The sequence below is a fragment of the Paenibacillus sp. AK002 genome (genome assembly GCF_053903045.1).
Map to the genome: position 1 here is coordinate 2,561,603 of NZ_CP096377.1, position 14,350 is coordinate 2,575,952.

Sequence of the window (14,350 nt, forward strand, 5' to 3'; positions counted from 1 at the left end):
ACATTCGATGATGAGTACGGCTCTAAAAATATGTGGACTTCAAAGCGTTGAAGTGCTAAAATCTATGATAAACTTACCTGTGGATTATATCGGATTCGTATTTGCAAAGAGCCGGCGGCGGGTAACGCCGCAGCAGGCTGCGCAGTTGGTGCAAGTATTGCGGGAATGGGAGCATGACAAGATTCCCGCTGCCGTCGGCGTCTTGGTTAACCCTGATTTGAGCGAGCTCGCAGAGCTTCTTCAAGAAACGGCGCTTGACGTCGTGCAGCTGCATGGTCAGGAATCGCCGCAATTTTGCCGGGAAGTGAAGGAGCGCTTCCCGGTTTCCGTTTTTAAGGCGGTATCGATCGGAAGTGACCGTCCGGAAGCAGAACGTCTGTCGGCACTGGATTCGTATGCGGGCTGCATCGACGGACTGCTGATCGACACCTATGATCCGGTGTACGGCGGAGGGTCGGGCAAGACGTTTGCCTGGGATCTGATCCCGGCGTACCAGCAATGGGCTGAACGGCAAGGGATTCCCTTGTTTGTAGCCGGCGGGCTCGATCCGGATAATGTTGCTCATTTGATCGGCCAGTACGCTCCGTACGGGGTGGATGTATCCAGCGGCGTAGAGAGCGAGCCTGGCGTGAAGGATATAAACAAAGTGACCGCATTTGTAGAAAGGGTGAAGGGGAAATGACACAGCTTCCTGACCGTAATGGACGTTTCGGGGTGTTTGGAGGCCGGTTCGTGCCGGAAACACTGATGAACGCTTTAATAGAGCTTGAGCAAGAATATAATCGTTTTTCGGAGGACCCTGCTTTTAAAGAGGAGATCGCCTATTTGCTGAAACAGTATTCCGGAAGGGAAACGCCGCTTTATTACGCGGAGCGGCTCAGCCAACATCTCGGCAAGGCTAAAATTTACCTGAAGCGCGAGGATTTGAACCATACCGGCGCGCACAAAATCAACAATGCCATTGCACAAGGCGTGTTAGCCAAGCGCATGGGCAAAGGCAAGGTCATTGCCGAAACGGGTGCCGGACAGCATGGCGTAGCGACCGCGACCGTAGCCGCTCTGCTGGGTCTTGAATGCAAGGTATTTATGGGCGAAGAAGATACCAAGCGGCAGCAGTTGAACGTATTCCGCATGAAAATGCTCGGTGCCGAAGTAATTCCGGTGACGTCGGGAAGCCGAACGCTGAAAGATGCCGGCAACGAGGCGCTTCGCTACTGGGTCAGCAACGTCGAGGATACCTTTTATGTGCTGGGCTCCGCTGTAGGGCCGCATCCGTATCCGATGATGGTGCGGAACTTCCAGCGCATTATCGGTGACGAGACCCGGAGGCAGATACTGGAGACGGAAGGAAGGCTTCCAAACGTCATTCTTGCGCCGATCGGGGGCGGTAGCAATGCGATCGGCATGTTCTATCCGTTCCTTGAAGACAAGGAAGTCGGATTGATCGGCGTCGAAGCGGCAGGCAAGGGAGTGGATACCGATTTTCATGCGGCTACCATGTCCAAGGGGACACAAGGCGTATTCCAAGGCTCGATGAGTTATTTGCTGCAGGACGAGTACGGACAAGTACAGGAGGCGCATTCCATTTCAGCCGGCCTTGATTATCCCGGCGTTGGTCCGGAGCATTCCTATTTAAAAGACATTGAACGCGTGCAGTACGTACCGATAACCGACCAAGAGGCGCTCGATGCCCTGCAGCTGTTATGCCGCACGGAAGGCATTATTCCTGCCCTGGAATCCGCGCACGCCGTAGCGCAAGCCGTAAAGATGGCATCCACGTGGACCGAGAACGATATCGTCGTGATTAATTTATCCGGTCGCGGCGACAAGGACGTGGAGTCCATCATGGCTTACACGGGAGGGAAAACCGAATGAACCGAATCGATCAGACCTTTGCGTCGTTGAAGGAACATAACAAGACCGCCATGATCCCTTATCTCACCGTCGGAGATCCGGATGTGAAGTCGACGCTGGATATCATCCATGAGCTTGAAATCGCGGGAGCCGACATTATTGAACTCGGCGTTCCCTACTCGGATCCCCTTGCCGACGGACCGGTCATCCAGCGCGCTTCCGAGCGCGCGCTGAAGAGCAAGGTGACCATTCGCACTTGCATGGAAACCGCGCGCCTGGCAAGAGAGCGGGGCAGCAAGCTGCCGTTCATCCTGTTCACGTATTACAATCCGGTACTGCAAACCGGACTGGACGTTTTCTTCGAGGAAGTGGTAAGGCATGACATCAGCGGCTTGATCATTCCCGATCTTCCGGTGGAAGAATCCGAGGAGGTTCGGAAACGCGCCCACGCGGCGGGAGTTCATCTGATTCCGCTGGTGGCCCCTACCTCCCATGAGCGGATCGCGAACATCGCTTCCGAAGCGACCGGCTTTGTGTACTGCGTATCCTCGCTTGGCGTGACTGGCGAGCGTACCGATTTTTACTCGGGGGTGGAGTCTTTCCTTGAGACGGTAAGGCAGTACAGCAGCGTGCCGATCGCGATCGGCTTTGGCATTTCATCCAGTGAGCAGGTGGCCAGATTCTCAAAAATCTGCGACGGCGTCGTTGTCGGCAGCGCGATTGTGCGTCAGATTGAATCAACCATTCCTCTGCTGGAGAAGGAAGAGACAAGACAGCAGGGACTTTTGCAAATCAGGGAATTTGTGGCACAATTAAAAGGATAGTGTTGTCCATAGCAGTTATGAAAGGTGAGGCGAATATCGTATGAAACCGAAAGCGCAAATTGTTAATCTTCCCGTATATCAGCCCGGGAAACCGATCGAAGAAGTCAAAAAGGAATTAGGGCTGGATGTCGTCATTAAACTGGCCTCCAACGAGAATCCGTACGGCTGCTCGCCGCGCGCAACCGAAGCGATTACCGCCGAACTGGGAACGCTCAGCCTGTATCCGGACGGAAGTGCGGCCGATTTAACGGCGGAGCTTGCTGGCCAGCTGGGAATTGAACGCAATCAGATTATTTTCGGCTGCGGATCCGATGAAATTATTGCCCTCATTATCCGGGCATTCCTGCAACCGGGGGATGAAACCATCATGGCGGATCAGACCTTCTCGGTGTATAAAACGAACGCGGATATCGAAGGTGCGACATGCATCGAGGTGCCGCTGGTGGACGGTAAGCACGATTTGCCGGGCATGGCCAAAGCCGTTTCGGACAAAACCAAAATCGTGTGGGTGTGCAATCCGAATAATCCGACCGGAACCATCGTTTCCGAAAGCGAGCTGGTTTCCTTCCTGGATGAAGTCCCGGCCCACGTAATGGTTGTGCTTGATGAAGCTTATTATGAATATGTAACGGACGCTTCGTACCCGGACAGCATCAAGTTAATGGAGCGTTATCCGAATCTGGTCATCCTGCGTACCTTCTCCAAAATATACGGCTTGGCCGCCCTCCGGATCGGCTACGGCATCGGGCAGCAGGAAGTCATTTCCTTGATCAATCGGGTACGTGAGCCGTTTAATACGGGACGCCTGGCTCAAGTAGCGGCGAAGGCAGCCCTGAAAGATCAGGAGTTCGTAGCGAAATGCCGTCAAATGAATGCCGATGGAATCCATTACGTACAAGGGGAATTTGATCGTCTTGGACTATCTTATTTTCCTGCGAACGGTAACTTCATTATGGTGGATGTGAAGAAGCCAGGAACCGAAGTGTTTAAGTCTCTGCTTAGCAAAGGCATTATCGTACGGCCTGGATTTGAACTGTACCCGAACTATATTCGCGTAACCGTAGGCTCCGAAGAACAGAATAAGGCTTTTATCGGCGCTTTGGAACAAGTGCTGAGCGAAGTGAATGCGCCAGCCTGATCGAATGACACAACAATAATCGCAGCTTGAAACGAGTGAGAGAGAACATGACAATGCAAATTTCCATATTCGGCGTCGGCTTGATCGGCGGTTCGTTAGCTTTAAACTTCAAAGGAAAACCTGGCATAACCGTTACCGGTTATGCCCACACCCAAGAATATGCCGACCAGGTCATTGCTAAAGGCGTCGTTGATAAGGTTACGCTTTCGGTAGAAGAAGCTGCCCTAGACGCGGACGTCATTTTTTTATGCGTTCCCGTAGGCAGTCTTGAGATGTACATGAAACGTTTGAGCGAAATGCGGCTGAAGCCGGGATGCATTATTACGGATGTTGGCAGCACCAAAGCAAGCATTGCCGAATGCGCGTCCCAGCTTGCCCTTAAGGATGCGTATTTCATCGGCGGTCATCCGATGGCGGGCTCGGAGCGGTCCGGTGTTGGAGCTGCCTCCACCGTATTGTTCGAGAATGCATATTACGTGCTTACTCCGCCGGACGATGTCCCTCAGGATAAGCTGAACGTGCTTGTAGAGCTTTTGTCTCACACGCGTGCCCATATTGTGAAGGTAGAGCCGAGACTTCACGATGAGATCGTTGGAGCGATCAGCCATCTGCCTCATGTGATCGCAGTGGCGTTAGTCAATCAGATCAGCTCCTATAATGACGATAATCCGTTGTACCGCACCTTGGCCGCAGGGGGCTTTCGGGATATAACCCGCATCGCTTCCAGCGACCCGGTCGTATGGCGGGACATTCTCTTAAACAATCGCAGGGTCATGCTGACGCTGCTGCAAGACTGGAATGAAGGGATCCGGCGATTCATGGATATGCTGGAGTCGAAGGACGGTGCTGCGATCGAAGAGGCTTTCCGCATGGCAGGGGAATTCCGCAGCGTCCTGCCTGAGCGGCGCAAGGGCATGATCGTGTCCCAATTTGATCTGTATTTGGACGTGCCTGACCATCCGGGCATCATCGGCCGCATTGCGACGGAGCTCGGGACGAACAGCATCAACCTCAGCAACATGCAGATTATCGAGAGTCGGGAAGATGTGCCGGGCGTGATGAGGCTTTCCTTCCGCAATGAAATCGAACAGGAGCGGGCTAAAGAGCTGTTGTTATCGCAAGGACACTCGGTGTATCAGTAATTTTCCGGTTGTTTTTAAACAACCGGAAATAAATGCGTTTTCAGTGTTGACAAAATGAAAACGTATACATATAATAAAAGTACAGTATGGTTTCTCTCCACTCCTATCCAAAATATTGCACTTTGTGCAGCCGCCTTCAATGATGAAGGCGGATTTTTTTTGCCTATTTTCCTATCCGTGGAAAACCTTCTGCCACAAACCTGAACTTTTCTCCAATATGTGCTATAATGCTAGAGTGCTAGTGTAGAAGATTTGGGGAAATTGCCAAATACATAGAATAGTCAGACAACATGAGGCGTAACTATATATGGTTTGACGGTACTTTTGCACAAATCCTTGATTTTCCTCATGAAGGTGGAAATGACAAGGAATGGGCACCGGTGGGTGAAGGAGGAACGAAAAATCATATGACGGATTCCCAACTAATCCAAGAAATTAAGCAAGGCAATACCGAACTTTATTCCGAATTAATGCGGCGTTATCAGAGAAAAATATTGGCATTTGTCTATCATATGTTAAAAAGCTCGCACATGGAGCTAATGGCCGAAGATTTATGCTCGGAAACGTTCTACAAGGCTTTCCGGAGCCTGCATTCCTTCCGGGAAGTGGATGCATCCTTCTCGACTTGGCTCTACACCATTGCGCGCAACACCGTGCTGAGCGAACTTCGCAAGCATCGCAGCGGCACATTGCCCCTGGAAGAGAGCGGGGTCGTGCCAGTGGCGCCGCTGGAGGTCGCTCCGGAGCAGGCGATCCTGCGCAGTGAACGAGTACATATGGTAAGGGAAGCGATTAATAATTTACCGGAGAAGCAGAGATCGGCGCTGATTCTTCGGGAGTATGATCAACTGGATTACCAGGAAATCGCAGATATTTTAGGTCAAAGCGTCAGTTCGGTTAAGTCACTGTTGTTCAGAGCCCGCGGCAGCGTAAAAATTCAGCTCGAACCCTATTTTTATGAGCCGGTTTTTGAGGATCTGAGAGGGATGAAGAACAGATGACTTGCAATGAAGCCCAAGAGCTGATGGAAACGGTCTGGGATTTACCGGACAACGATCTGCGGCGACAACGGCTGATTGCGCATGTTCAAACCTGCAGTTCATGTGCAGCGGAGTACGAAATGTGGGTGGAAAGCCAGAACATGGTTCATGCCTTGGAGCATGAGCTTCCCGACATGGACGCTGAACAGATCAACCGCAATGTGATGGACCGCATTTATCGCGATTTTCCCTGGCTGGTGGAGGAAACGTCCAAGAGCCGGGCGGTTAGCCGGGTGTTCCGGAAGCGGCTGACGCTGATGATTGCCGGTTTTCTGGCCTTGTTCGTTTGCAGCTTTGTTTATTTTGCAGCGACGGGCAATCAGCCTGATCCGGTTCCGGAAGCCGTAACGACAGGGATTATCCCTACAGGCGTAGCGGATACGGCCCAAGGCTTGAATGCCAAGGACGATTACAACATCCCAAAAACCAACAGCGGCATTATTGATCCTTTTGTGGTTGATATGAGTCCCACTCAGCCAGAATACTGGATGATACTTTCCCTTTTGGGAATCGGATGCGCTTTGTTTTTCCTAAAAAGACTAAATCGGGTCAGAAGATAAAATATGGATAGGATGGAGGAGAGGCGGCATGCAGATCGGCTTGGTTCGCCATGGATTAACGGATTGGAACGCTTTAGGCAAAATCCAAGGCCAAACGGACATACCACTGAATGAGGAAGGCCGTCGTCAAGCGCGTTTGCTTGGGGAAAGACTTCTGCAGGAGCCTTACCGATGGGACTTCGCGATCAGCAGCGGGCTCTCCCGCGCTGAAGAAACCGCGAAGATCATTTCGTCCATGCTGAACATTCCCTTGGCGCCGCCGGATAACCGCTTGCGTGAGCGTAAGTACGGTCAGGTGGAAGGCTTGACAGCGGAAGAGCGTGAAACCCGGTTCGGTGCCGATTGGCACATGTTGGATCTGGGTCAGGAAACGGATCTGGAGCTTCAGTCCAGAGGGCTTGTCTTTCTCGATGATATGTGGCATAAGCATCCGGAAGCCAATATTCTGGTTGTCAGTCATGGCGGTTTTTTAGCGCAGTTATACAAGCTGGTGTGCCGTGGCGCTCTGAGCGAACGGATCGGCAATCTGTCGCTCACCGTCCTGGAGAGAAAAGAGGATGACTGGTCACCCTTGCTGTTTAACTGTACCAAGCATCTGTTGACGAACCAATCGTAAATATGAGCGTGTATTAGTAGAAGGAGCCTTCCGCCGGGAAGGCTCCTTCTTTATGTTGGCTAGGTTGACGTTTACACTTCGGCGATTAGAATAAACCGGTGCTGCTGGACCTCGAAGTAGCCATTGGTCCGGATCATCCGGTGAATATGATGTAAAGGCTCGATATAGCGCTCCACCGTAAAATTCGGAATCTGCCAGGGAATCGCTATCAAGTAATAAACCAGTGCGCCGATGTCGTAAAATCGCTGCGGTAAAAAGTCCTCGCGGCTGAAGGTAACCTTGAAACCGTGATCATGCAGCTCTTGAGCCGCTATGGCCAGGTTCCAATGAGCGAACTCTTCATTCAGCGGAACGCCAAGCGATTCGTTTATCCCATAACAATCGGTTCCGCCGGATTGCTGGGTTACGAACACCCCACGCTCGTTCAATATTCTTCTTACTTCCGCTGCCGAATAGGATTCATGCTGATTGATGATCAGGTCAAAATAACGATCCTTGAAAGGAAGCGAGGAATCTTCTTCAAAATAGACAACGTTTACGCCCAGCGGCTCAAGTCTTTGATTCGCAATCTGAACGTTCGGTTTGTACCCTTCGGTGGCATAAACGGTTTTGGGGAGCGGCTGCAGGGAGGACAAGAATTCTCCTCCTCCCGTCCCCATGTCCAGCATCGTAGCGGCATTTCGCATCAAAGGGAGCACCACGCTGCCCAAAGACCAGGGGAGAGCGTGGGACTGCATGCGGCCGGAAGCGGTAATACGCGAAAAGTCCCATCCCGAAAAATGGTGATCCATGTTTTGTATGAAGTTTAAAAATTCAGCATCTTTTATCATCTCTCTTAACCTCCGAGTCATTTATCATGAATAAGTTTCTTCATATAAAACGCTCTTAAGGGAGGTCCGCGGATTCGATTCGCACCAAGTTATATTTCGTGTTCCGGCGTTCTTATCATGGTGATCCTCCTGTATTAATGGAATCAGCCCGTCTTAAAAAAAGCTGGGCTTCATTTTGTATTCGTTATAAAAACATCAAGTGCGGTTTCCTGTAACCTTTTGAATGTATTCTATCATTTAATAAGAGAGCATAGTCATTTCTATATAGAAATAATCAAAAATATTTCATCAAACCGAGGTGCATCAGGTATCAAAAGTCCAAAACCTTCCCATAATGGTTGTAAAACGGCGAGGCGATGGAAGATGAATCTAGCGGATATGCTCACATATGCCGATATTGGACAGCTTAGCAATATAGCGAATCACTATGATTGTGACGCTAAGCGAAATTCGAAGCACGAACTGATCCAGAGCATCCTGTCCAAGCTCGGGCGAAGAGAGTTTTTCGAGGAGCAGGTCAGCAGCTTGTCACCAAGCGATTTGCGTTTTCTGAACAATCTGGTCTTTGACACTCGAACAGGCTACAGCCTGGAAGAACTGACGGCCGCCATCCGTCATACGGCGGATTTGGAGGAGAAAGAAGATAAAGCTTCTTCAAACAAGAAGGCAGCTGCGGCCATAACGGAAAGTCCGCGGGAGGCGGTCGCACGTTATCGCCGGAGCGGCTGGCTGTTTAACGGTTTTACTCATTCGACCAAGTATTTGTTTCAAGTCCCCTCGGATTTGAAGGAGCGGTTCCGCGATGTGCTGCGGGAGCGGCTTCATCAAAATCTGGAGCGTTTGCCGCATGATCCGGAGGCGTACCGGGATGAGCAGGGACTAGCTGCTGAAGATCTCAAGCTGATTCTTAAATATGTAGGCGGGCACGATATCGAGTTGAACCAAGAAGGATTCATGTATAGGCGCAATCAGCAGCAGCTCATGAGTACGCTGCATATTTCGGAGCCGTTGATTACCAAGGGAGCGTGGCGGTTCGGGTATGGTCGTTCCTGCATTGAATATCCCGACCGGTTTGCGCTGCTGTACGATTATGCCTACGCCAAAAAATGGATCAGGGAAAACCATGCGCGGTTGATCCTGAGTGAAACCGGAACCTCGTTTCTTGAGGAAGGAAATCAAGTTAGCGTGATACAGATATTCCGCTTTTGGTTAAGACTGTATAAAGGCGCAATTCCCAATATATCTTCTCTTGTTTACTGGATAAGTCAATGCGCAAGAGATTGGGTCACGGCAGCCTCGCTTTACGAATCGCTGGGCTGGCTAATCCGTCCTTTCTATTATGATAGTCCGCAAAACATCTTGGAGCAGCGGATTATCCGAATGCTGATGCATTTGGGGATGCTCAGAATAGGGGAGAGCCAGAGCATGGGAACATCATACAAAATGACCGCGCTTGGATTGAAGGCAGCGGAAGCCGGCATACATATCAGCGATTCGAATGATGATTTGATCCTCTAGCATGGTTGTTTGGACAAGTTCGCAGCAGCCGTAAATATGTTGGAAGTTAAGCAATTAAAGGGAAAGAATATAAGCTATACGCAAATTTAGTTTGGAGGTGCATCCTAATGGATAAGATGAAGGTTACTTACGAGGTTATGTTAGGTCTGGCGGCCGAAATGGTGTGGGACGAGGCATTGCGCAAGCATCGGAGCGAAGAGCTGTACAAGGAAATCGACGAAGCGCTGGCTTCCGGCGACGAAGTGGCTTTCCGAACCCTGACGGATGAACTGAGGACTTTGAATTGAAGAAATGCTTTATCGCATTTCTTCTTTTTTTTGCCTAACCTGCCCTTTCACTCGTATAATGAAGACAAAATCATGATGAGTGAGCAGAAAGGATGTACCTTGCATGAAATTTAGTGAAGTGGACGAGCAGACGTGGCCGGAGCTGAAACCTTATTTTGATACCTGCCTGATTCCGTTTACCGGACTTTCGGGTACGGAAACGCCATGGGAGGCGACAGCCGCGCTGGAACGGCTCCGGGATTTTATGGATATGGCAGAAATTCCGTTTAAGGGAAGATTGGTTACATATCCTGCCGTACAATATGGAAATACTGAAGATATGAAGCTTCTAAATGAAGTTTGTCACAATGTCAAATCCATCGGCTTTAAGTTCGTGGTGGTCATGACAGCCGATTCCGAGCTCTCTGTAGAGGATGTGCCCGAAAGTACGCTTGTCCTGTCGCGCCGCAGGCTGGAAGGCAGCGACTCGATCCCTATGCCTGCCATCGTATCCGGACAGATCAGCGAAATGTGGCAGCAGGAAAGCCGTGTTGAATTGTGACAAAAAACCAACAATTTATGAAAGGGCTATTGGAAGCGAACCCAAATTTGGGATTCAAATTCTTGACGGTCTTGGGTGCCTAAGATATTATTAGTATGTCCTAGTAAGTCGTGTGATTTTAATCATTGATGACACTTAAGAACGGTTGACAAAGGGGGTTGAACACAGAATGAGCAGCAACCACAATGACGAGCATGAAGAATCGCACAATCCACCCCGACAGAAAGAGATGTCCCGCAGACAATTTCTTACATACACGTTGGGCGGTGCCACAGCTTATATGGCTGCTGGAGTAGTTTTGCCAATGCTCCGCTTTGCCGTTGATCCGATTCTTCAAAATAAGGAAGAAGGGTCTTTTGTAAAAGTCGCGGAAGAGAGCAAAATTACCAACGATCCACAGGAATTCCATTTCGAGCTCAAACAGCAGGACGGCTGGTACAACAGTACGGCTACTTTGACGGCGTGGATTCGTAAGAACGATCAAGGTGAAATTGTAGCGCTTTCACCGATTTGTAAGCATTTGGGATGCCTTGTTGGATGGAATAACAACAAGAATTTCCCGGATGAATACCACTGCCCTTGCCACGGTGCGCGTTATACACCGGACGGTAAGAACCTGGCAGTCGCGCCGAAGCCGCTTGACCAGTACGAGACGAAAATCGAGAACGGCTGGATTTACCTCGGCGCCATCGTGCCAAATACCGTAGTTAAATAGGAGGCGTAGATTCAGATGTTGAAGAATGTCTACAACTGGATTGATGAACGTCTCGATATCACGCCGATTTGGAGAGACGTTGCAGACCACGAGGTACCGGAACACGTAAACCCGGCGCATCATTTCTCCGCGTTTGTGTACTGTTTCGGCGGCTTGACGTTTTTTATCACAGTCATCCAGATTCTGTCGGGAATGTTCCTGACGATGTATTACGTACCGGATATCATAAACGCTTACAACAGTGTCGAGTACCTGCAAACACAGGTTGCCTTCGGACAGATTGTCCGCGGCATGCACCACTGGGGCGCAAGCTTGGTAATCGTTATGATGTTCCTGCATACGATGCGCGTGTTCTTTACCGGCTCTTACAAAGCGCCGCGTGAAATGAACTGGGTCGTTGGTATGCTCATTTTCTTTGTTATGCTCGGCCTTGGTTTGACAGGCTACCTGCTGCCATGGGATAACAAAGCTTACTTCGCTACAAAAGTTACACTGGAGATTGCGAACTCCGTACCTTGGCTTGGACCTATCATTAAAGAATTGCTGCAAGGCGGTACGATCGTAGGTGCCGAAACGCTGACGCGTTTCTTCGCTATTCACGTATTCTTCCTTCCGGCTGTCCTTCTTGCCTTATTGGTAGGACACTTTATCATGATCCGCAGACAAGGTATTTCCGGTCCACTATAAGAAGAAGGGAGGCGCATATTTATGGCACATGGTCATAAATCTGATGAAAAAGTAGTTTATGTCGGCGATTCGCGTGTGAAAAAAGGCAGCGGTTGGGTTACGCCGCCGGATTACACCGCATACCCCGGCAAATCAGAAGCGTTCATTCCTAACTTCTTGTTGAAGGAATGGATGGTTGGTGTAGTTGTATTGGTCGGTTTCCTTGTACTCACCATCTCGGAACCGGCACCGCTTGGTTATCCGGCGGATCCGGGGGCTTCGGTCATTCCGATGCCGGACTGGTACTTCCTGTTCCTGTATGAATATTTGAAGCTTCCGTACGCATCCGGTGATTATGTGGTACTCGGTACGATTGGCGTTTCCGGCGTAGCCTTTGGCTCATTGCTCCTCGTTCCCTTCCTGGATACAGGAAAGGAACGCAGGTTCTACAAGAGACCTATCACTTCGGCGCTGATGATTCTGTCGTTGTTTGCCGTCATCTATCTGACCAATGCTGCATGGACGCACTATCAGCATGAGCTGGAAGCGACGGGCCAGAAGCCGGAGCATATTCAGCGGGAAGAAGAAGCTCACGAGAAACGTGCAGCTGGTCTGCCAACGACCAGCGGCAAGCAGCCTGAAGACAGCATCGTAGCGATTGTGGATAAGGATAATCCTGCAATGGAGACCTTTAAAACGGCTACTTGTATCTCCTGTCACGCTGCAGATTTGAAAGGGGCATCCGGACCGTCGCTGCGCGGCGTCGGGGATACCCACACCAAGGAAGAGATTGTGGCTATCATCGAAAATGGCCAAGGCAGCATGCCGGCTATGAAGGAAACTGCACTCTCTGCTGGAGTTACCGAAGAACAACTCGACCAGCTGGCTGATTGGCTCGCAAGCCAGAAGGCAGAAGCGGCTGCAGAGTAACATGCATTAAAGAACCTGACCGTATTACGGTCAGGTTCTTTTTTAAATGCGTACATAGATGAAATATGTCCCTGGTTTAGGTATAATCGGCATTAGTCTAAAGAATACAGGAACAGGATTGGAGGACCGAGTTTGTCAATTTCGTTTTTATGGAGCCGGGAATTTCTAAGCAAGCGATCGATTCTTTGGCTGCTGCTCGTCTGCAACGTACTTGGAACAATCTATGGATACATATGGTACGGCGCTCAAATGGCCGATACGGTGGAACATGGCTACATATGGCAGGTCGTATTCGTGCCGGACAGCCCGACGGCCAGTTTGTTCTTCAGCTTGGCGCTTTTGCTGCTTCTCTACCCGCCTCGGAGCCTCGGCGGCGCGTTGTTTCAGCATCTCATAGAGGCACTGGCAGTCGTCACATCCGTGAAGTATGGCATATGGGCGGTTGCGATGATATTTGCCGGACAAGCCCAAGGAGATGTGCTGGCATGGCAGGATTGGATGCTTGTCGCTTCGCACACGGCGATGGCAGTAGAAGCCTTGCTGTTCGTCCGATTGTTTCATTACCGCTGGACAGCCCTAACCGGGGCCATTGCCTGGACGCTGCTGAACGACACCGTCGATTATACATATGGCGTGTTTCCGTGGCTGCCCGGTCCGTTATATGATGACCTGCCAGCCGTCCAGCTGTTCACTTATCTGTTGACGCTCTTCAGCGGTTTCGCCGGCTGGATCTTCATGAAATACGGGAATCCCAAGCAACGCTAGCCGTTTCGCCGGCACGGTTCTATGAGCATCCCTTCTGCCATACATATACGGTAGGAGGGATGTCCCATGTTACGAATCTTTCCGAAGCTCCTTCTGTCCCTGTCTGCATTGCTTCTGCTGGTTACCGCAGGCTGGGGTAATCCCCTATGGGCTAGCCCGGCGGCAAACGGACAGTCGGAGTCTTCGCCTGCTGCATCCATTCAGGCCAAAGCGCTGAACAAGGAAGTGGAGCAGTTATACCGTCATGTGGAGGAAGGCAATGTACAAGCCGTGTTAGAGGATATTCGCCGGGTATCCGGGCTGTTTGAGGCTTCCTCATTTCAAGGATTGACCGGCGTTGAGGGGATCCACGCGTTGGCTGAGAGCATTCTGGAGATGAAAGAAGCTACGGCAAGGGCGACGCAGGAGCCCCAGCACTGGATGGTGTCCGCCGGCAAGCTCCGAATGGCAGCGGATAGCCTGATCCATGCCAGGGATGCGTTATGGCTTCAATATTACAAGGTCATACGCGAAGACCTGAGAGTCATGGGACAGTATGCGCAGCAGCAGGATCAGGCTGGCATGAGACGAGCCTACGACAGCCTGAGCGAGCATTATGAGCTCATCCGTCCTTCCGTTGTCATCCAGCGCAAGCCCGAGGATGTCAACATGATGGAATCCTGGATTTCCTATGCAGGGGGACTGGTGGCATCCGGAGACACGGCGCAAGTGGGGAAAGTGGTTCCGCAGGGCGAGGAAATGATGAATATGTTATTCGGCAAGAAAAAAGACGAGCCTGCGCTTGCTCCGCTGGGAGAGGTTAAAGAGCCATGGACTTGGCAGCTGGTCATTGCCGCTTTTATTTTGGCGGCATTAACGTTTGCAGGGTACCGCAAATACCGCGGCCAGCTGTACAGCGCAAAACCGATGTTCCCCCGAAAGTAG

General features: G+C 50.8%; 17 protein-coding genes. 16 read left to right on the top strand and 1 reads right to left on the bottom strand.

Annotated features, from left to right (window positions below):
• Nucleotides 1–7 precede the first annotated feature (7 nt).
• The 8 genes from M1D70_RS11350 (at nt 8) to M1D70_RS11385 (ending at nt 7,174) form a co-directional block, all read left to right on the top strand.
• Nucleotides 8–682, top strand: a complete 675-nt coding sequence (locus M1D70_RS11350) for a phosphoribosylanthranilate isomerase (protein ID WP_096773285.1) — start codon at nt 8–10, stop codon at nt 680–682.
• Nucleotides 679–1,875 (top strand): tryptophan synthase subunit beta, encoded by a 1,197-nt coding sequence (gene trpB, locus M1D70_RS11355; protein WP_015734538.1) that lies wholly within the window; start codon nt 679–681, stop codon nt 1,873–1,875. Before M1D70_RS11350 ends, trpB begins: the two co-directional genes overlap by 4 nt.
• On the top strand, nt 1,872–2,678 hold the full coding sequence (gene trpA, locus M1D70_RS11360) for a tryptophan synthase subunit alpha (protein ID WP_456289883.1): 807 nt from the start codon (nt 1,872–1,874) through the stop codon (nt 2,676–2,678). The genes trpB and trpA overlap by 4 nt, the downstream gene beginning before the upstream one ends.
• A gap of 40 nt (nt 2,679–2,718) precedes the next feature.
• Nucleotides 2,719–3,816 (top strand): histidinol-phosphate transaminase, encoded by a 1,098-nt coding sequence (hisC, locus tag M1D70_RS11365; protein ID WP_452519561.1) that lies wholly within the window; start codon nt 2,719–2,721, stop codon nt 3,814–3,816.
• A 53-nt stretch (nt 3,817–3,869) separates the two neighbouring features.
• The gene (locus tag M1D70_RS11370) at nt 3,870–4,958 is read left to right on the top strand and encodes a prephenate dehydrogenase (protein WP_175320817.1); all 1,089 of its coding nucleotides are present in this window, start codon (nt 3,870–3,872) and stop codon (nt 4,956–4,958) included.
• A gap of 407 nt (nt 4,959–5,365) precedes the next feature.
• Nucleotides 5,366–5,959 carry an RNA polymerase sigma factor gene (locus M1D70_RS11375; protein WP_015734542.1) on the top strand — a complete coding sequence of 198 codons (594 nt, stop codon included), beginning with the start codon at nt 5,366–5,368 and terminating at the stop codon, nt 5,957–5,959.
• Entirely contained in the window at nt 5,956–6,558 is a 603-nt protein-coding gene (locus tag M1D70_RS11380; protein ID WP_009595201.1) for an anti-sigma factor family protein, read from the top strand. The genes M1D70_RS11375 and M1D70_RS11380 overlap by 4 nt, the downstream gene beginning before the upstream one ends.
• A 28-nt stretch (nt 6,559–6,586) precedes the next feature.
• Nucleotides 6,587–7,174 carry a histidine phosphatase family protein gene (locus M1D70_RS11385; RefSeq protein WP_009595148.1) on the top strand — a complete coding sequence of 196 codons (588 nt, stop codon included), beginning with the start codon at nt 6,587–6,589 and terminating at the stop codon, nt 7,172–7,174.
• A gap of 71 nt (nt 7,175–7,245) precedes the next feature.
• On the opposite strand, the gene M1D70_RS11390 is transcribed toward M1D70_RS11385, so the two are convergent.
• Nucleotides 7,246–8,004: a class I SAM-dependent methyltransferase gene (locus tag M1D70_RS11390; RefSeq protein WP_456289884.1), complete on the bottom strand. Its 759-nt coding sequence runs from the start codon at nt 8,002–8,004 to the stop codon at nt 7,246–7,248.
• Between the two features lie 363 nt (nt 8,005–8,367).
• Here M1D70_RS11390 and M1D70_RS11395 point away from each other — a divergent pair, with 363 nt between their 5' ends.
• The 8 genes from M1D70_RS11395 to M1D70_RS11430 all read left to right on the top strand — a co-directional run bounded on the left by M1D70_RS11395 (nt 8,368) and on the right by M1D70_RS11430 (nt 14,350).
• Complete coding sequence (locus M1D70_RS11395) at nt 8,368–9,522, top strand: hypothetical protein (RefSeq protein ID WP_456289885.1); 1,155 nt, start codon at nt 8,368–8,370, stop codon at nt 9,520–9,522.
• A gap of 107 nt (nt 9,523–9,629) precedes the next feature.
• Nucleotides 9,630–9,809 carry an IDEAL domain-containing protein gene (locus tag M1D70_RS11400; protein WP_009595190.1) on the top strand — a complete coding sequence of 60 codons (180 nt, stop codon included), beginning with the start codon at nt 9,630–9,632 and terminating at the stop codon, nt 9,807–9,809.
• A gap of 103 nt (nt 9,810–9,912) precedes the next feature.
• Nucleotides 9,913–10,350 (top strand): DUF2487 family protein, encoded by a 438-nt coding sequence (locus tag M1D70_RS11405; protein ID WP_456289886.1) that lies wholly within the window; start codon nt 9,913–9,915, stop codon nt 10,348–10,350.
• Between the two features lie 169 nt (nt 10,351–10,519).
• On the top strand, nt 10,520–11,065 hold the full coding sequence (locus tag M1D70_RS11410; protein ID WP_015734548.1) for a ubiquinol-cytochrome c reductase iron-sulfur subunit: 546 nt from the start codon (nt 10,520–10,522) through the stop codon (nt 11,063–11,065).
• Nucleotides 11,066–11,080: 15 nt separating this feature from the next.
• Nucleotides 11,081–11,752: a menaquinol-cytochrome c reductase cytochrome b subunit gene (qcrB, locus tag M1D70_RS11415; protein ID WP_006209500.1), complete on the top strand. Its 672-nt coding sequence runs from the start codon at nt 11,081–11,083 to the stop codon at nt 11,750–11,752.
• Between the two features lie 21 nt (nt 11,753–11,773).
• Complete coding sequence (locus tag M1D70_RS11420) at nt 11,774–12,661, top strand: menaquinol-cytochrome c reductase cytochrome b/c subunit (protein WP_009595210.1); 888 nt, start codon at nt 11,774–11,776, stop codon at nt 12,659–12,661.
• 132 nt (nt 12,662–12,793) lie between these two features.
• Nucleotides 12,794–13,426, top strand: coding sequence for a DUF1405 domain-containing protein (locus tag M1D70_RS11425; protein WP_009595245.1), 633 nt, complete (start codon nt 12,794–12,796; stop codon nt 13,424–13,426).
• A 66-nt stretch (nt 13,427–13,492) separates the two neighbouring features.
• Nucleotides 13,493–14,350, top strand: coding sequence for a sporulation protein YpjB (locus M1D70_RS11430; RefSeq protein WP_456289887.1), 858 nt, complete (start codon nt 13,493–13,495; stop codon nt 14,348–14,350).